Source organism: Nocardiopsis sp. NPDC007018, from assembly GCF_040635075.1.
Taxonomy (GTDB): Bacteria; Actinomycetota; Actinomycetes; order Streptosporangiales; family Streptosporangiaceae; genus Nocardiopsis.
The window spans coordinates 1-16,543 of sequence record NZ_JBEYHA010000026.1; the positions used below are offsets into that span (position 1 = coordinate 1).

17 protein-coding genes are annotated in these 16,543 nt (G+C 70.0%); 8 read left to right on the top strand and 9 right to left on the bottom strand.

All coding sequences use genetic code 11. The annotated features are described in order from the left end of the window. Positions 1-255: 255 nt before the first annotated feature. Positions 256-1,059, top strand: coding sequence for an alpha/beta hydrolase (locus ABZ635_RS15995; RefSeq protein WP_357765249.1), 804 nt, complete (start codon positions 256-258; stop codon positions 1,057-1,059). A gap of 41 nt (positions 1,060-1,100) precedes the next feature. On the opposite strand, the gene ABZ635_RS16000 is transcribed toward ABZ635_RS15995, so the two are convergent. Continuing rightward, a complete protein-coding gene (locus ABZ635_RS16000) occupies positions 1,101-2,687 on the bottom strand; it encodes an alpha/beta fold hydrolase (RefSeq protein WP_357765085.1) in 1,587 nt (528 codons plus the stop codon). Positions 2,688-2,981: 294 nt separating this feature from the next. Between ABZ635_RS16000 and ABZ635_RS16005 the strand changes: the two genes are divergently transcribed. From ABZ635_RS16005 to ABZ635_RS16015, 3 genes are all read left to right on the top strand, one after another. Next, positions 2,982-3,857, top strand: coding sequence for a glycoside hydrolase family 16 protein (locus tag ABZ635_RS16005; RefSeq protein ID WP_357765088.1), 876 nt, complete (start codon positions 2,982-2,984; stop codon positions 3,855-3,857). 131 nt (positions 3,858-3,988) lie between these two features. After that, positions 3,989-4,435: a helix-turn-helix domain-containing protein gene (locus ABZ635_RS16010; RefSeq protein WP_357765091.1), complete on the top strand. Its 447-nt coding sequence runs from the start codon at positions 3,989-3,991 to the stop codon at positions 4,433-4,435. Next, the gene (locus ABZ635_RS16015) at positions 4,432-5,184 is read left to right on the top strand and encodes a DUF4097 family beta strand repeat-containing protein (RefSeq protein WP_357765094.1); all 753 of its coding nucleotides are present in this window, start codon (positions 4,432-4,434) and stop codon (positions 5,182-5,184) included. Before ABZ635_RS16010 ends, ABZ635_RS16015 begins: the two co-directional genes overlap by 4 nt. A gap of 87 nt (positions 5,185-5,271) precedes the next feature. Here the strand turns inward: ABZ635_RS16015 and ABZ635_RS16020 are convergent, their stop codons facing one another. The 5 genes from ABZ635_RS16020 to ABZ635_RS16040 form a co-directional block, all read right to left on the bottom strand. Continuing rightward, positions 5,272-6,372 carry a hypothetical protein gene (locus tag ABZ635_RS16020; RefSeq protein WP_357765097.1) on the bottom strand — a complete coding sequence of 367 codons (1,101 nt, stop codon included), beginning with the start codon at positions 6,370-6,372 and terminating at the stop codon, positions 5,272-5,274. Positions 6,373-6,646: 274 nt separating this feature from the next. Next, complete coding sequence (locus tag ABZ635_RS16025) at positions 6,647-6,877, bottom strand: hypothetical protein (protein WP_357765100.1); 231 nt, start codon at positions 6,875-6,877, stop codon at positions 6,647-6,649. A 287-nt stretch (positions 6,878-7,164) separates the two neighbouring features. After that, positions 7,165-7,422, bottom strand: a complete 258-nt coding sequence (locus ABZ635_RS16030) for a hypothetical protein (RefSeq protein WP_357765102.1) — start codon at positions 7,420-7,422, stop codon at positions 7,165-7,167. A 260-nt stretch (positions 7,423-7,682) separates the two neighbouring features. Beyond that, positions 7,683-10,001 (bottom strand): hypothetical protein, encoded by a 2,319-nt coding sequence (locus ABZ635_RS16035; RefSeq protein ID WP_357765104.1) that lies wholly within the window; start codon positions 9,999-10,001, stop codon positions 7,683-7,685. 32 nt (positions 10,002-10,033) lie between these two features. Then, positions 10,034-10,396 (bottom strand): hypothetical protein, encoded by a 363-nt coding sequence (locus ABZ635_RS16040; RefSeq protein ID WP_357765107.1) that lies wholly within the window; start codon positions 10,394-10,396, stop codon positions 10,034-10,036. A 397-nt stretch (positions 10,397-10,793) separates the two neighbouring features. Here ABZ635_RS16040 and ABZ635_RS16045 point away from each other — a divergent pair, with 397 nt between their 5' ends. The 3 genes from ABZ635_RS16045 to ABZ635_RS16055 all read left to right on the top strand — a co-directional run bounded on the left by ABZ635_RS16045 (position 10,794) and on the right by ABZ635_RS16055 (position 13,388). After that, complete coding sequence (locus ABZ635_RS16045) at positions 10,794-12,092, top strand: YeeE/YedE family protein (protein WP_357765110.1); 1,299 nt, start codon at positions 10,794-10,796, stop codon at positions 12,090-12,092. Between the two features lie 62 nt (positions 12,093-12,154). Further along, positions 12,155-12,826, top strand: a complete 672-nt coding sequence (locus tag ABZ635_RS16050; RefSeq protein WP_357765113.1) for a YdcF family protein — start codon at positions 12,155-12,157, stop codon at positions 12,824-12,826. Between the two features lie 79 nt (positions 12,827-12,905). Continuing rightward, on the top strand, positions 12,906-13,388 hold the full coding sequence (locus ABZ635_RS16055) for a YbaK/EbsC family protein (RefSeq protein WP_357765116.1): 483 nt from the start codon (positions 12,906-12,908) through the stop codon (positions 13,386-13,388). A gap of 99 nt (positions 13,389-13,487) precedes the next feature. Here the strand turns inward: ABZ635_RS16055 and ABZ635_RS16060 are convergent, their stop codons facing one another. Next, positions 13,488-13,964 carry a hypothetical protein gene (locus ABZ635_RS16060; protein ID WP_357765119.1) on the bottom strand — a complete coding sequence of 159 codons (477 nt, stop codon included), beginning with the start codon at positions 13,962-13,964 and terminating at the stop codon, positions 13,488-13,490. A 228-nt stretch (positions 13,965-14,192) separates the two neighbouring features. On the opposite strand from ABZ635_RS16060, the gene ABZ635_RS16065 reads away from it, so the two are divergent. Next, entirely contained in the window at positions 14,193-14,792 is a 600-nt protein-coding gene (locus ABZ635_RS16065) for a hypothetical protein (protein WP_357765122.1), read from the top strand. A gap of 55 nt (positions 14,793-14,847) precedes the next feature. On the opposite strand, the gene ABZ635_RS16070 is transcribed toward ABZ635_RS16065, so the two are convergent. Together ABZ635_RS16070 and ABZ635_RS16075 are read right to left on the bottom strand one after the other, a co-directional pair. After that, positions 14,848-14,976 (bottom strand): hypothetical protein, encoded by a 129-nt coding sequence (locus ABZ635_RS16070; protein WP_357765125.1) that lies wholly within the window; start codon positions 14,974-14,976, stop codon positions 14,848-14,850. A 71-nt stretch (positions 14,977-15,047) separates the two neighbouring features. Further along, positions 15,048-16,406 (bottom strand): OFA family MFS transporter, encoded by a 1,359-nt coding sequence (locus ABZ635_RS16075; RefSeq protein WP_357765128.1) that lies wholly within the window; start codon positions 16,404-16,406, stop codon positions 15,048-15,050. Positions 16,407-16,543: the final 137 nt, after the last annotated feature.

Sequence of the window (16,543 nt, forward strand, 5' to 3'; positions counted from 1 at the left end):
CCAGGGCCAGTCCGACGATCCCCGCTCCGATGATGCCGATGTGTTCGGTGCTGCGCATGGGCGCACGCTAGCTAGCGCCCACCCGGCGCTCCGCCGACCGCGACCTGGACGCGTCGTGGCGACGCTCGATCGACGCTCTCCACCACGTTCTGACCGACTGGTCGAAGTCCTGAAACCGAAGAGGAGCCCCCCATCCACACGCTCACCCTCGACGACTCCACCGTCGGCTACGACCGCATCGGCACCGGCCCCGGCCTGCTCCTCGTCCCCGGAGGAGCCGGACACGGCGGCGTCCTGGAGCGGTTCGCCCTCCGCCTGGCCGACCACCACGACGTCGTCACCATGACCACCCGCGCCGCCTCCGCGCAGCGGGGCGGGACCAGGGGCGACCAGTCCCCCACCGCCCACGCGCAGGACGCGATCGGCCTGATCGACCACCTCTTCGACACGCCTCCGATCGTGTTCGGCTTCAGTTCCGGGGCGGTCACGGCCCTCGAACTCCTGGCCCGCCGTCCCGACCGCGTCCGCCGGGCCGTCGTCCACGAGCCTCCGCTGGTGCGCCTGCTCCCGAACGCCCCGGCCCACCGCGCCGCCCTCGAAGCGGTCCGTGACGCCGCCCTCGCCGGGGACCGCGCCAAGGCCGATGAGCTCATGAACGCCGCCATGACCGCCCCGGTCCCCAACGACACCGCACCCCCCGAGATCCGCCACACCGGCACCTGGATCGAGGGCTACGCCGACACCGCTCCCGAACCCCCCTCCCCCGCGCTCCTGGAGCTCTTCGCGAGGACCGAGGGCCTCCACCGACTCATGCTGGAGCACATCCTGGTGCCGTTCGCCTCCCACGAACCCGATCCGGCGGTGCTCCGTGCGCACGGGGATCAGCTCGTTCCGGTGGCCGGTGTCGACTCCCGGGGTCAACTCCCCCATCGAGCGGTGTCCGCCCTGGCGGCGGGGCTCGGCCTTCCCCTGACCGAACTCCCCGGCGGCCACCTGGGCCCGGTCGAGCGACCCACCCAGTTCGCGGCCGCCTTCACCGAGCTGTTGGCGACCCTCTGACCCCGGTGCGCCGGGGGTGCTCGCCCGGGCGGCGCGGAGCCCTAGTCGAGGGCGCACCGCGTCCCGGGCGCGGGCAGCGCCCCGTCGACGAAGTACCGGTTCGCGTGCCCGACCACGCACGTGTTGGTCTCGAAGAAGTACAGGCCGTGGCCCCGGCCCTCCACGGTCACCACCACCGATCCCGGCACGTGGTCGGCCACCGGGGCCGTGTAGGGGTACTCCAGCTCCGAGGCGGCGACCAGGAACGGCGGCACACCGTCCGCGTCGATGGGCCCGGGCGGGTTGACCCCCTCCTCCGGCCAGGCCGCGCACGGCAGGTGGTGCAGGCTCCGGCCGTGGCCGAAGTTCTCCGAGACCGCGACGGCGCGGTCGGTGGCCTCCCGGTACCCGGCGAAGTCGTCGAAGGGCGCCCAGTCACCACAGATGTCGGCGACGACCGTGTTCGGCTCGAACATCGGCCCTCCCAGGACCTCAAGGAAGGGGGTGGCGTCCCCACGCTCCAGGGTCCGGGCGACCGTCTCGGCCAAGCGCGGCCACACCGCTTCGGAACGCAGCAGCGCGGCTCCGGCCAGGGACAGCTCCGCTCGCCCGAACCGGGCCCGCCCCGCGTGCAGCGGCTCCTCGGCCGCCGTGTCAAGGAGGGTGCTCCAGCGCTCCTGGACGTCCTCTCCGTGCAGGGCGCACCCCGGGTCGTCGGCGCACCAGCGCCCGAACCCGGCGAACAGCTCCTCCTGGCCCAGCAGAAGCCGTTCCTCGATGACCGCCGGGTCGCTCACGTGGTCCACGGTGCTGTCCATGAAGACGGCCCGGAGACGCTCGGGGTACCGCTCGGCGTAGGCGGTGGCCCGCACCCCTCCGTAGGACTGCGCGTAGAGGCTGAGCCGCTCCTCGCCCAGGGCCACCCGCAGGGCCTCCATGTCCCCGACGTGCTGGGAGGTGTCCATGCTGGCGAACATCACCGGGTCGCGGTCGCGGCACTGGTCCATGACGGCGCGGTACTCGTCCATCCTCTCGTCGAACTCCTCCTCCGAGCCGACGTCCCGGTAGACGGGACCCAGGTCGCCGCAGACCTCGTGCGGGAGGAGCCCGGCGGTGGCGCCGACGGTGCCGCGCGGGTTCCACGCGACCACGTCGAAGTCCGCCCTCAGGTCGGTGAGGGTCTCCCGTTCGAAGGCCAGGTCCTGGACTCCCCCGGCTCCGGGCCCTCCGGCCACGTACAGGACCGTGCCCCGGCTGGCGCCGTCACCGGTGTGGGGCAGGGTGCCCACCTGGAGGGACGTGGAGCGCCCGGCCGGGTCGCCGTGGTCCACCGGAACCTCGATCCCGGCGCACCACAGGTCCTGCGGGATCTCCAAGGGGGGCGCCTCCACACCCTCCGGAGGCGGCGGGAGGAGGTCATCCACGGTGCACTCTCGCCACTCGGGCCCCGTCATGGGCGGGCCCCCGGCGTCGGCGCCGGGGTCCGCCTCGGCCCGCCCCGTGAGGGCGGTGACGGACGCGGTGAGCAGTCCGAGGGCCGCCACGGCGCAGGCGACGGCGGTCAGGCGCCTTCTCCCGGTTCTTCCGGGGGCCGGACCCTGCGGGGGGTCGGAGGCGCGGGGGTCGGGGATCGGCACGGAACTCGGCATCGCTGGGCCTTCCGGTCGGTGGTTCGGAGTGGCCAACGTAGGAGGCCGGTCACGCGCCGGTCGTCTGCCGAACCGCATAGGGACCGCGAGGAAACACGTCGAACGGGGACCGCGAGAGCACATGGGAGCGTTCCCAAATACTCTCCGAAACCCCCTTGTGACACCCCGGAGCGCGACCGTACAGTCACCTCACACCCTCCAGCGGGGCGTGCCGACCCCCTCGGACCCGCGCGAGACCCGCTAGCCCGCGCGTGCCGACGGACCCGGCTCCGCCCCCCGACCCCGGGAGCACCCATGAGCCGACGACCGACCACGAGCGCCGCCGCCGTGCGCCGCACCGTGACCACCACCGTGGGGCTGGGAGCGGCCACCGCCCTCCTCGCCACCGCCCTGACCTGGACAGAGAACAACGTGACCGACCACAGCGAACTGACCTCCACCGACACCGCACAGGCCGCGCTGGTGTGGTCCGACGAGTTCGACGGCGCGGCGGGCCAGGCCCCCGACCCCGCCTACTGGAACCACGAGACCGGCGACCACGGCTGGGGCAACGAGGAACTCCAGAACTACACCACCAGCCGGGACAACTCCGCCCTGGACGGCGAGGGCAACCTCGTCATCACCGCCCGCCAGGAGGCCGACGGCGGCTTCACCTCCGCCCGCATGACCACCCAGAACAAGGTCGAGCACGCCCACGGCCGGGTGGAGGCCCGGATCAAGGTGCCGACCGGACAGGGCGTGTGGCCCGCCTTCTGGATGCTCGGGGCCGACTTCCCGGACACCCCCTGGCCCGACTCCGGCGAGATCGACGTCATGGAGCACATCGGCAGCGAACCCGGGACCGTCCACGGCACCGTGCACGGCCCCGGCTACTCGGGCGGCGACGGCGTGGGCGGCTCCTACGACCACCCGGACGGCGGCGCCTTCCCCGACGACTTCCACGTGTACGCGGTAGACTGGGCCCCCGGCTCCATCACCTGGTCCGTGGACGGCGTGCCCTTCCAGACCGTCACCCCCGACGACGTCAGCGGCGACTGGGTGTTCGACCAGGAGTTCTTCCTCATCCTGAACGTCGCCGTGGGCGGCCAGTGGCCCGGCTACCCGGACGAGACCACCTCCTTCCCCCAGGAGATGGTCGTGGACTACGTCCGCGTCTACGACACCGAGTAGCGCCCTCGCCGTCCGAACGGGCGGGGTCCACGGCGCTGTGGACCCCGCCCCCCGTGCACCGACCCGCGGCCCCGGCGCACAGTTCGATACCCACGGGTATCCGACACCCGCGGCCATGCTAGGTTCGCCCGGTGGACACACCGCGCCGACCCGCCTCCCGCGTACCCCGCGCGCAGGTGCGCGGCCGCCTGCTCACCGCCGCCGCGGGCGTGTTCTCCGAGCGGGGCCACGCCCACAGCCGCGTGGACGACGTGGCGCGCGCGGCCGGGTTCACCAAGGGCGCCGTCCACTCCGACTTCGGCGGCAAACAGGACCTCTTCGCCGCCGTCCTGAGCGAGCGTTCCGAACAGGAGTCCGCCTCGGTCGCCGCCCTGGTCACCGACCTCCCCGCACGGCACGGGGTCCGGTTCACCGCCGCACCCGAGACCGTCGCCCTCGCCCCGCACTGCCACACCAACGGCCTGTCCATGGAGCACCTGGCCGACCCCGAGGCCGTCGACGCCCGCACCATCGAGGAAGCGCCGACCACCGCCCTGGCCGGATTCGCGGCCCGCCCCCAGCACGAGGAGACCCCATGAACCCGCCGACCACCCGCGCCGCGCTCGCCGCCGGAGGCGCCCTGCTCTCCCTCGGCCTGATCACCGGGTGCGGTGAGATCACCGGTCTCGGCCAGCCCGAACTCGGCGATCCGGAGGAGAAGACCTACGACGACGTGCCCACGCTCCTCATCGTCGAGGTCGACAACTCCTCGGTGGAGATCGTCCCCGACGACACCGAACAGGTCCGGGTGGTGCGCAGGGACTCGGGCAACGCGGGCGGGGACTGGGAGCTGACCGGCGACACCCTCTCCCTGGAGATGACGTGCGGCGCCGTCTCCGACTGCCGGGTCCGCTACCAGGTCTTCGTCCCCGCCGACACCGCCCTGGCCGTGGAGACCGACAACGGGCCCGTCTCCGTGTCCGGCTTCACCGCACCGGTCGAGCTCACCTCGGCCAACGGCACGCTCGACGTCGCCGACACGACCGGCCCCCTCACCCTGACCTCCGACAACGGCGACATGAACCTCACCGGGATCGGCTCGGACACCCTGAGCGCCGCCACCGACAACGGCAGCATCGAAGCGGTCTTCACCGCACCGCCCACCGAGGTGGAGGTCAGTACCAACAACGGCGACGCGACGGTCACGCTGCCCGGCGGCCCCTACGCGGTGTTCGAGACCGTCGACAACGGCGTGATCGACAACGACCTCCCCTCGGACGACTCCAGCGACAGCACGGTCACCGCACGGACCGACAACGGGACCATCACCCTGCTCACGGCAGACTGAGCCGCCCGATGGCCGACGCGCCGCGCGCGGAGGTACCGGGAGCGGGAGCGCCGACCGCACACCCCGGCCCTCCGGGGCGCCGCACGCTCACAGCACACTCCACCGGGCTTCGAGGCGGCGCAGGAACACGCACAGGGGAAACGCGTCGAACCGCATCCGCCCCACGCTCTGTCCGGGGGTGAAGCGGGCCGCGAACTCGTCCAGGACCTCCGCGATCACCAGGGCGTACGCGGGCGACAACACCAGCCTCCGAGGCCTCTGGATCGGCCAGGACGAGGACTGGTAGTCCTCCAGCGCATCCCATTCATCCGGTTTCTGAGGGGCCTCCTGTCGCCCGAACCGATCCCGGAGCCTCCGGCCCTGCTCCTCCAAGGACACGACCATGGCGGCATCACGCACTTGATCAACGGAGGGTTCCACCCCCTCCGTGGGCTCCACCCACGCGGGTTCCGGGCTGCCCTCCAGAATCCGCGACACCCTCCGGGCCACGTCCGCCACCGTCACCGAGACGCTCATCTCCCGATCGGCGATGATCTCCTCCCGCGAGGGCACCGCCTCGGCCGCGGCCCCGGCCAGCTCACACAACCTCCGGTAGTCGGCCTCGGACACCGCCCGCTCCCGTGTGGGCGTGTCGGCGGCCACCGGCTCCGCCACCGCGCGACCCGGAGCCCCGTCCCCCAGGGGAGCGCGCAACTGGGCGGCCAGGTCGCGGTAGGCCTCCGCCAGTTCCCGGCTCTGGGGGCCGAAGGTCACCGCCGGACGCCCCGGAGCCAGACGGGAGTCGAACTCCCCCCTGAACATGAACCCGAACATCATGTGCCAACCGGTCGTGAGGATCACCGCGCTCCCCGGGGCCAGACTCGGATACCCCGACGGACCGATCACCGGCGCGATCTTCGGCCCCCGGGTGATGCGCTGGTGCCAGTCCTCGGCCGCGTCCCTCAACGTGATCGGCTGCCCCTGAGGCCCCCGCCGCGACAACAGGTGATGGGCGGGGTCGAAACCCTCCAGCGCCGCGACGTCCTCCTCCGCCAGACGCTCCAGCTCCCTCTCCAGCTCCGACCACGCCCGACGCAGGTGCGGGGGCCACTCCTCACCCAGCCAGGGATAGATGTCGTCCTGTGCCCACATCATCTGTGAGGCGGCGGTACGGACACGACGAAAATGCTCGGCGCGCTGCTCGTTCACACACTCTCCAAGGGGAATCCGGAACGGCCGTGCCCCTCCCGTCCCACGGGTCCCGGCGCCGCGCCGTCACCCGGGAGGCGTCACGCCATGACCCACGGAACCCCGGACTCGGAGGGGCGCGGTTCGGTGGGGAGTGCCGCGGGGCGCGCCCCGGGGACTCGACGAGCCAGGACGCAGGGGCTCCGGGGACGAACGGTAGCGGCTCCACGGGCGCAGGGTCCGTCCCCGGACCGCGGCCCGCGGACGGCCGCGGCCCGGGGGCCCGCGCGTCGACCTAGTCGACCGGGAACACCGGACCGGTGCGGAATCCGGTGGCACGCACCGACTGGGTGACCTCGATGTCGTGGTTCTCCGCCAGGGAGGCGAAGAACGCCTGCGCGGCCGCCTCCAGGTCCTCCGTCAGACTGGACGCCTCCACGGTCAGCTTGATCACCTCGGTCGGGGCCTGCCCCTGGTCGACGAGGATCTGGTAGGTGGTCGCGAGGTCGTTCCGGTACTCGTACACGTGACTCCTTCGTGCGCGTGGGGGGATCACACCCGGCCGGGGGCCGGCGCCTGGGGCACGCCGGAGCCCGAACCGGGTTCCGTTCGCGGAGGACCTGACGGGCGACCACGCGGCGGCCTTCCCCAGGGAAGGCGGCGGGGGCGCCGTGGAACGCCGTCCTCCACAGGCCCATCCAACCAGCCGCCGGAACGATCGTGACGGCGCCCCCTCCCCCGCACGTAGGCGGGCGCGCCCCTGCGGGTGGCCCCGGGTCCGGGGGGCACACACAGCGCCGGTGCGAACCACCGTCAGTCGTCACTCCTGGCCTGCCAGACTTCTCGTCCCCCGGAGAAGTTCTCGATGTATTGATCAACGGCGTCCCGGGCCAACAGGTGATCGGAACCGGGCCACGGCTGGTCACCCATCTCAGCCAGGACGCTCGTGACGATATTCTCCGGATTTCGATGCTTCCAGTCCGACGTGATCTCGGGAATGTACCGATCAGACCCCGACCCCTCGACCACCCCACCAGGGTATTTGGCCTCGATTCGGTCGATCAGATGCACGTTGCGGCATTCGACACCTTGGCCCGTAATACACGAGCGTTCACCGGTGAGGAGACAGGAGACCCCGGGCTTGGTGTACGACCGGACCCGAGCTGGGGGCTTCACCGACGGCCTGTTCGGCGTTGATGAGGTTGCCGTTGGTCATGAGGGCGGGGCGAGAACGCATCCGCTAACAAGGGCGGTACCGGATCACGCTCCCGCAGTGCAAAATAACTAGGGCACACCCCGAATCCCCCAACCCTAACCAAACAGTTCCCAAATCAGTTATTCCCCCAACTGCTCCACTGGCCCCGCTTGGTGTTGAAGGTTCCAATATAGTCGTTGACAGCATCCTTTGCCGTCTCACCCTCGGAACCGGGCCACGGCTCTTGGCCAACCTCGGCCAAAATACTGTCAATGATGTTCCCACCGTCAGGGTGATCCCAATCCTGCGGGGAGAACGGTATTCTCCGGCCAGAACCAGATCCCTTAACTACTCCCGGGTACTTACTCTCGATCTGGTCCATCAAGCTTGGGTCCTGCGCGACCAGCGCCTGAATGGCTACGCTAGTCATATATTCTTTCTCGACCCCATCATTACCGACCGGCACATGAGGGGAGGCGCTCCCACCTCCTTCAACTGACCAGGCATCTTCAACGAACTGTTTGAGACCAACCGCAACGACGTTGGGCACCTTAAGGTCCACCAGGAGAGCTGCACCCAAATCCGCTGCTCGGGTTCTCGCCTGGTTGCTCCTGGCAACGGCTTCTTCGTCGTTCTCCTGCCGCCTGTCGGCCTCATTGAGCAGTGCCTGCTCGACCAGACCAGTAAGAACACCCGTCCTACCGCCAATTTCGGCAGCGGTGGCGTCCACTGCGTACAAGGACATCGCCTGAGTGGACATGGCCCGAACCCCCCCATAGAGACGCGCGGCCGTGTTCGGATCACTCACTGCCAACTGTGTGAGGGCGAGTCGTGATTCCGCAGACAATCTAGGCACATTATGGCGCATCCCAGTCTCGACAGGATTGTGAGGATCGAGCCAAGTGCCATTTCCGAACGCTTCTGGATATGCAAAAACAAGGTCTGCTAGGCCTGCGGCCAGTTCCGGATTCAACTGCGTCGCAGAGACACCCCTCCATTCGCCTTTATGGCCACCTTGTTCATACTCGATACTGGATTTCGTCGAACTCAGAGCCTCGACGACGGCTTTATTATCCATGATCTTCATAAACTCGACCATGGCGTTGTTCTGGGCTCCCGCCGGGATGTCACGCGCCATGTCACCCTCAAATGTAATCCAGCCAACGAGCCCCCGCACCGCCTCGCCCTCATCAGGCCACGGGACGGAGTACAGGTTTACCAGCATTCGCTCCGAGGTTAAGTGTTTGTGCGCCGCGTGCACCGGGTATTTGTTCCCGCTGAAATCCTCACCAGTAAGGATGATGTTGCTGGCTTCAGGATTGCGCGTGGCCACACTGACGAGCGACTGGAGGGCCTCATGGCGTTGAGGCCTGGAAAATAAGGGTTCTAGATCCAGAGGGCTAATATCTGAACTGGTGCGCAGCAGGCTAGTCGAGAACTCTGTCCCGCCCCTAATCTCGGGTGACGAGTGCATCAACAAAGAGGCCAAACCATCCAGGTTATCGGTTTGCCCTAGCGCTGCTTCTCGGATGTCTTCCGGAAGCCGGCCCATGGCTCCGCCCACCTGCTCATTGGATAACACCAGAACTCCGTTCGCAAGAGTGCGCATGATCTCCTGGCGCTTGTTGCCGTCGAATCCGTCACCCCTATCCTCATACCACGAGAGGAAACCCAGGAAACCGTCATAATCGCCATTTGCACCCAACTCGGAATACAGGTCTTCGTAAAATTGGATTTCAGACTCGCTGAGCTCTAGTCCGTTCTTCTCAGCATACTGGGCGCGGCGTTCGAGGCTCTGGAGTAGCGCCAGGCCGTGATCCTCGCCGAGTTTTCCCAAGTCGTGTTCCGAGGTGGGAGTACTACGTATCCATTTTGCGAGAAGTCGGGGGTTGATGGCTGAAACCAGCATGAAGTCGGCTTCCCCCGTGGACTGGTATCCGATCTGCTCGTTGTCGCCGAAGTGTCCCGCCTCGGCCAACTGGCGGATGCGGTATGCGGTGGGCCCGTCCTGGAGAATGTCCTCGATCTCCTCGCACTGCTCGACCAACCAGTACCACGCGCGACGGGCCTCGATGTTGATGAGTGCCAGCCTGTCGACCCCGACGTAACTGTCCAGATCTTCAGAAGGAACGTGATTCCTCGCCTCGGCGAACCGCGCCTTGAGGTCGTCGATCTTCTGGTTGTACAGGCCGGTGGCCTTGGCCGCTCTGTCGAGCACACCATAGGCATGCAAACAGGCCAGAAGGGAATCGCCCCAGGACTGCTGGTTGCCGGTCGCGAGCCGCTTGATTCCGTCGCCGAGAAGATCACTGAACTCGTCGCCGGTCGGGCGAGTGATCGAATTGTACCCGTCGCCCCTTCCGGTGATTTTAGCGTGGAGCGACTCGAACCCGTCCCGAGCCAGGATGAGTTTGTCCTTGTCGATCTCGCATTCGGTGTACCTCAGCTGGGACACGTCGGCTGCTCCCCTCTTGTCGACCCGACCACCTACCAGCCCACCCGAATGTTGCGCTTGAGGTGTTGGATTCCCTCGACGATGGGGGCCTGTGCCCGTTCACCCGTGAACTCCTCCTCCGCGGACTGGTCGGTGCCGCTGATCCGACCCGAGGCACCGCGAATGTTGGAGGCGAGAGTGGCGGCGTGCGACTGGACCTCTCGCATGTGGGTCTCGTGCTCCTCACCGAAGGCGTCCCACCCCGCGATGGTGGGGGCATGGCTGAGCAGTCGCTTGGCCTCGTCGACCGCCTCCTGGAAGTCCTGCGGTAGTTCACGCAGATGAGCCGCCGCGGTCTCCGCGTCCTGCCCACCGCTGTCGGCGTCCTGCGGATTGGCCGCTGTTTCATCTGACACGCACTCACGCCCCTCGCTCGACAGCCGGGCACGCTCCCGGCCCTATCCAGGTTCTCTCGGTCACTCATTCGACGCACCGGGAGCGCGGAGAGTTTGCGGCGTTCCTCCACCTGGGCTCTGACGGTCGTCCCTACCCCAGCCTTGCGGGTGGCCCCGGGTCGGGGGACGCGCCGCGCCATGCCCTAGAATCTTCCCCATGTCCGGTCCCGCCCGTTTTCTGCGCATGGCTCTGATCTCCATGTCGCTGACGAGCACCGATGACGGCCTCTGTCGCCGCCGGTGCCGTCCACGCGTGCGCTGACCGACCCGTTCCTCCGCGCCCGACGCGGCACCGGTGTGCTTCCGACGACCCCGCGACCACACGTCGCCCCACCCCGTCACGTCTGGACACGTCCCTGTGACCGCAACACCCACCCAACCGACCGACAATCCCGACTCCGGGGTCTCGCCCGCCCTGGCCCTGAAGTGGAACCCCACCCTCTCGGTTCCGCCGCCGCGCGCTCCCGCCGCCGAACCGGTGCGCTGGTGGCCGCTGGGGGTCGCCCTGATCGGCGCCCTGGGCCTGGCCGCCTTCGTCTGGTCCGAACACGGCCCTCTGCCCGCCGTCCTGCTGCTCCTGGGCACCGGTCTCGGCTTCACCCTGTTCCACTCCCGGTTCGGGTTCACCTCCGCCTGGCGCCAGTTCCTCGCGGTGGGCAACGGCACCGGGCTGCGCGCCCACGCCGTCCTGCTCGGCACCACCGCCACACTGTTCGCGCTGGTCATCGGCACCGGAACCGGGCTGTTCGGCAACGAGCCCGCCCCCTCGGCGGGTCCGATCGGCATCGCCCTGTTCGCGGGGGCGTTCCTGTTCGGCATCGGCATGCAGCTCGGCGGCGCCTGCGCCTCCGGCACGCTCTTCGCCGTCGGCTCCGGACAGTCCGCCATCCTCATCACACTCTTCGGGTTCATCGTCGGCTCCCAGCTGTACAGCCTCGCCTGGCCCCTGGTGTCCGACCTGCCCGCGATCCCGCCGGTACTGCTCTCCGACCACGTCGGCTGGGGCGGCTCCTGGCTCCTCACCATCGCGGCCCTGGTCGCCGTGGTGGTCATCACCCGCTTCGTGCAGAACCGCCGCGTCCCGCCGCCCGTGGGAGCACCGCCCTCCGCCGAGGGTGTCGCGCGCGTCGTGCGCGGCAGCTGGCCCCTGGTGGCGGGCGCCCTGGTCCTGGCCGCCCTGGGCACCGCCGTGCTGGTCGTCTCCGGCGGCGCCTGGGGCATCACCTCGGCGTTCAACCTGTGGGGAGCCAAGGCCCTCCAGCTGGTCGGGGCCCAGCCCGAGACCTGGGCGTTCTGGTCCCAGCCCGGCCAGGCCGAGCAGCTCGCGGGGCCCGTCCTCCAGGACAAGAACAGCCTCACCAACATCGGCATCATCCTGGGCGCGGCCGTGGCCGCCGGGGCCGCCGGCACCTGGAAGTGGCACACCGGACTGAGCTGGAAGCTGGTGGCCGCCGGGCTGGTGGGCGGTGTCCTGATGGGCATCGGCGCCCGACTCGCGGGCGGGTGCAACATCGGCGCCTACCTGGCCGGGATCGGTTCGGGCAGCCTGCACGGGTGGCTGTGGGCCGTCTTCGCCCTGGCCGGAACCTGGGTGGGCCTGCGGGCCCGCGCCCTCTTCGGGCTGGGCGTGCCCAAGCCCGGCGACAGCGTCTGCTGACCCCCGCACCGCTCCGCCGCCGTAGGGTGCCCCTGACACGCGACGGCGGCGGAGGGAGCGGTGTGGGAGCGAACGCGCGCGGGGAACTGACCGAGGAGGTCCGCCGACGGGCCCGGATCGTCTGGGACTACCAGCGGCTGGGCCGGGAACCGCGACCGTGCGACGTGGCGGTGGTCCTGGGCAGCCACGACCTGGGAGTGGCCACCACCGCCGCCGACCTGTACCGGCGCGGGTTCTTCCCCCGCATGGTGATCAGCGGTGCCAACAGCCCCACCACCCTGGCCCGGTTCCCCAGGGGCGAGGCCGTGCACTACCGCGAACACGTCCTGAGCCTGGGGGTACCCGACCTGGCGGTCCTGACCGAGACCCGGGCCACCAACACCGGCGAGAACCTGAGCCGCTCCCGCGCTCTGCTCGCCGACTCGGGGATCGCCGTCCGCTCGGTGATGTTCGTGTGCAAGCCCTACATGGAGCGCCGCGCGTACGCCACCGCGCGCCGGATCTGGCCCGAGGTGGAGGCGGTGTGCGCGTCGGCCCGGACCGGGTTCGACTCCTACCTGGGCACCGTGGGCGACGACCGGCTCGTCATGGACACCATGGTGGGCGACCTGCAACGGGTGATGGAGTACCCGGCACGGGGGTTCTCCGTACCGCAGGAGGTCCCCGAGCGGGTCCGCTCCGCCTACGCGTACCTGGTGGGGGCCGGGTTCGACGGCCACCTCATCGCGGACTGAGACGCGGGCACGGAACCGCCGAACACGCGGGCGGGGTCCCCTCCGATAGCCTGCGGCCGAGAACGACGAGGGGAACGACATGGACCAGCTCCAGGACCTGCCCGAACGCAGCCGCGAGGTCGCACACGCCCTTGAGGCCAGCGGAGTCCAGGGACGGATACGCGCGCTTCCAGCGTCCACACGGACCGCCGCGGAGGCCGCACAGGCCCTGGACTGCGAGGTCGGCGCCATCGCCAACAGCCTGGTCTTCATGGCCGACGGGGCGCCCCTGCTGGTGATGACCAGCGGTCGGCACAGGGTCGACGTCGACCTGCTGGCCCAGCGCCTGGGCAAGGGCACGATCCGGCGCGCACGCCCCGAAGAGGTACGTCAGGCCACGGGCCAGGCCATCGGCGGCGTCGCCCCCCTCGGCCATCCCGCTCCCGTGGAGACCGTGGTGGACCCCGCTCTCGCCGAGCACCCGTGCCTGTGGGCGGCGGGCGGTACTCCGCACACCGTCTTCCCCACCGACCACACCGAACTGCTCCGCATCACCGGCGGCTCCTCCGTCGCGGTCAACTGACCCGGCCGACCGCACCCCACCCCCGCACCGGGCCGGCGTCCGCGCGCGCGACCACACCTCGCGGACACCGGCCCTCGGCGCGCCCGGCTCCGGCGCGGGTCAGGAGGTAGGGACCGCTCTGGCCACGCACCGGTCCACGCCCCAGGCGGCCGCACCGCTGACCGCCCCGACCAGGGTCCCGGTGACGACACTGCTCACCGCCGCGAAGCCGCGCGTGATCACCGCGTGCGCGACCGGCGGCAGGTCACTGAGGTTGCCCCCCAGGGTCGGCGGATCACCGTCCCAGGCCGTGGTCCACAGCAGCTGGTGGCCGAGCATCAGGAACACCCCGTACACCACCCCCACCACCAGCAGGGTCAGGAACGGGTTCGGCACCCTCCGCCACACCACCACGGCGATCCACACCAACGGCGGCACGAACACGAAGAGGGCGTTGACGAGGGTGCCCTCCTGAAGCACCCCGAGGTCGTGCAGGACCACCCGGGGCGCGGCCAGCAGGGCCAGGGCGACGACGGCCGGAAACGGTAGGCCCAGCCCGGTCCGGCGGGACGGGGCGGGGCGGTCGGTGGAATTCATGCCCCCACGCTAGGAAGCCCGGGCCCGCGACGCGTCAGCTCACGGTCTCGACCCCCTACGTCCACAGGCGTCACCCGGCCGGGCACCGGACCGGGCACGACCCGGCCCCGGCCCCGACCCGGCCCCGACCGTCCTCGCACCGCCACCGCCACCGCGCCCGGGAGCGCGTGCGGTACGGTCACCCTGAGCCTCGGGCCGCGCGCCCGCCCCGGGAAGGGACGCCCCCGCATGACCAGAACCGGCTGGATCGTCACCGTGATCAGCACCGTGGTCGCCCTGGCCGTCGGCTTCGGCGCCGGATGGTGGGCCCGGGAACCGGTCTCCGCGCCCGCCCCGGCCCCGCCCACCGCCAGGGGGTCCCACCCCGACGGCGTCGAGGACCAAGAGGACCGACCCGAGACCGGGTTCGACCCGGTCGTGGTCGGCCTCGACCAGACCCACGACTTCGGCGACGGCCTCTCCATCGGCGTGGGAGGGTTCGCCCGCGGCGTGGAGGAGGGCGGAGTCCACCCCTCCACCGGGGAGGAGGCCGACCTGCCCTACCTGTCGTGGACGGTGGAGGTCACCAACGAGGGTTCCGAGGCCGTACCGACCGGCCTGGTGACCCGCTCGTGCTCGGTGGGCGACCCCCTGCGCGAGTCCGGTTCCCCGGCCCTGGGCGACAACGTCAACCCGCCCGAGAGCCTGGGCCCGGGCCAGTCCGCCACCTGGGACGAGGACTGCTGGGCCGACGCGCGGGACCACCAGGTCCAGTACACGGTCGAGTTCCACGACCAGGACTTCACGCCCCTCTACCCACCGGTCACCTTCGTGGGCACGGTCGACTGAGACCGACCGCGTCCCCCGGCGGGCGTCTCCCCCGGTGGCAGCCCCCGCCCGCCCGCTAGCCGGTGAACAGGGCGGCCGCCTTGATCGCGGTGTTCACCACCCCGTAGGCCAACGCGAGCACCACCACCACCCACAGCAACAGCGCCGCCGCCTTCGACACCCGGTCGCCCGTCCCCTGATCCATCGCCCTCTCCTCCACCGGCTCCGACGGGGGCCGTCCCCCCGACTGCTCCGCGCCCGTGTGGGCGCCCCCGCTCACACACGCTCCCTGGAGGGGTCGGCGGGCTCGTCGGACGACGCCCCGGAGTCCTCGGGCAGCGCACGCACCAGGGCGTTGGCCGCGAACCCGACCACCATCACCGCCGCCATGAGGTACAGCGAGACGGTGTACAGGTCAGCGCCCGAACGGCCCGCGGCCAACTGCTGGTCGGCGACCACGTTCACGATCAGCGGCCCGGCCAGGCCCGCGCACGACCAGGCGGTGAGCAGGCGCCCGTGGATGGCGCCGACGTTGAACGTCCCGAACAGGTCCTTCAGGTACGCGGGAACGGTCGCGAACCCCCCGCCGTAGAAGGACAGGATCACACCGGTCACCGCCACGAAGAGCACCACCGAACCGGTCCCCGCCACGGCGATCAACGCGTACAGCAGGGCGCCGATCCCCAGGTAGCCGATATAGGTGCGCTTGCGGCCCAGGAGGTCGGAGGTCGAGGACCACACGAAACGGCCGAGCATGTTGCACAGTGACAGGAAGCCGACGTAGCCCGCCGCCTCGGCGGGACCGACCCCGGCGAAGAAGTCCTGCACCATCGGCGCGGCCTGTTCGAGGATGCCGATCCCCGCGGTGACGTTGCAGAACAGCACGATCCACAGCAGCCAGAACTGGCGGGTGCGAAACGCCCGCTCCACGCTCACGCCCTCCGACGCCGGTTCCGCGACACGCGCTCCCCCGGCCGGGACCGGGGGCTCCCACCCGTCCGGCCGCCACCCCGGCGGCGGAACCCTGACCGTCGCCGCGCCGAGCATCATGGCCGTGAAGTAGACGGCGCCCAGGATGAGGAACGCCGGCACGATGGCGTCGGCGGGGGTCTGCCCGAACCGGTCCAGGAGCGCCGCCGACAGCGGCGAGGCGATCAGCGCGCCGCCACCGAACCCCATGATCGCCAGACCGGTGGCCATACCGGGCCGGTCCGGGAACCACTTGATGAGCGTGGACACCGGCGAGATGTACCCGATACCCAGGCCGATCCCGCCCAGCACCCCGTAGCCGAGGTAGAGCAGCCACAGCTGCCCGGTGGCCACCCCGAGGGCCCCGACCAGGAAACCGCCACCCCAGCACAGCCCCGAGACGAACATGGCCTTACGGGGCCCGTTGGCCTCCACCCACTTGCCGCCGAAGGCCGCCGACAACCCCAGCATCACGATGGAGATGCTGAAGACCACACCGATCGCCGTGAGCGAGGTGTCGAAGCGCTCCACCAACGCGGTCTTGAAGACGCTGAACGCGTACACCTGGCCGATGGACAGGTGGACCGCGAGCGCGGCCGGGGGAATGAACCACCGGCTGTATCCGGGCGGCGCCACACTCCTGGCACGATCGAGAAACGACAGCACTACCCAACCTCACGATTGTATTCCGACCCGAATAGGCGTCCGCTTTCCCGGCTATTGCCGGATGTGCGTCCGCGAGCATGGGACATCGTCACACCTCATGTGACGAGAATCAAATACACGTTCATTGTCGGGCGATA

Excerpts from the sequence above, each read along its gene's own strand:
- ABZ635_RS16070 (WP_357765125.1), bottom strand. The coding sequence starts at position 14,976 with ATGGATCAGGGGACGGGCGACCGGGTGTCGAAGGCGGCGGCGCTGTTG.
- ABZ635_RS16055 (WP_357765116.1), top strand. The coding sequence starts at position 12,906 with ATGGACCAGCTCCAGGACCTGCCCGAACGCAGCCGCGAGGTCGCACAC.
- ABZ635_RS16060 (WP_357765119.1), bottom strand. The coding sequence starts at position 13,964 with ATGAATTCCACCGACCGCCCCGCCCCGTCCCGCCGGACCGGGCTGGGC.
- ABZ635_RS16000 (WP_357765085.1), bottom strand. The coding sequence starts at position 2,687 with ATGCCGAGTTCCGTGCCGATCCCCGACCCCCGCGCCTCCGACCCCCCG.
- ABZ635_RS16005 (WP_357765088.1), top strand. The coding sequence starts at position 2,982 with ATGAGCCGACGACCGACCACGAGCGCCGCCGCCGTGCGCCGCACCGTG.
- ABZ635_RS16015 (WP_357765094.1), top strand. The coding sequence starts at position 4,432 with ATGAACCCGCCGACCACCCGCGCCGCGCTCGCCGCCGGAGGCGCCCTG.
- ABZ635_RS16065 (WP_357765122.1), top strand. The coding sequence starts at position 14,193 with ATGACCAGAACCGGCTGGATCGTCACCGTGATCAGCACCGTGGTCGCC.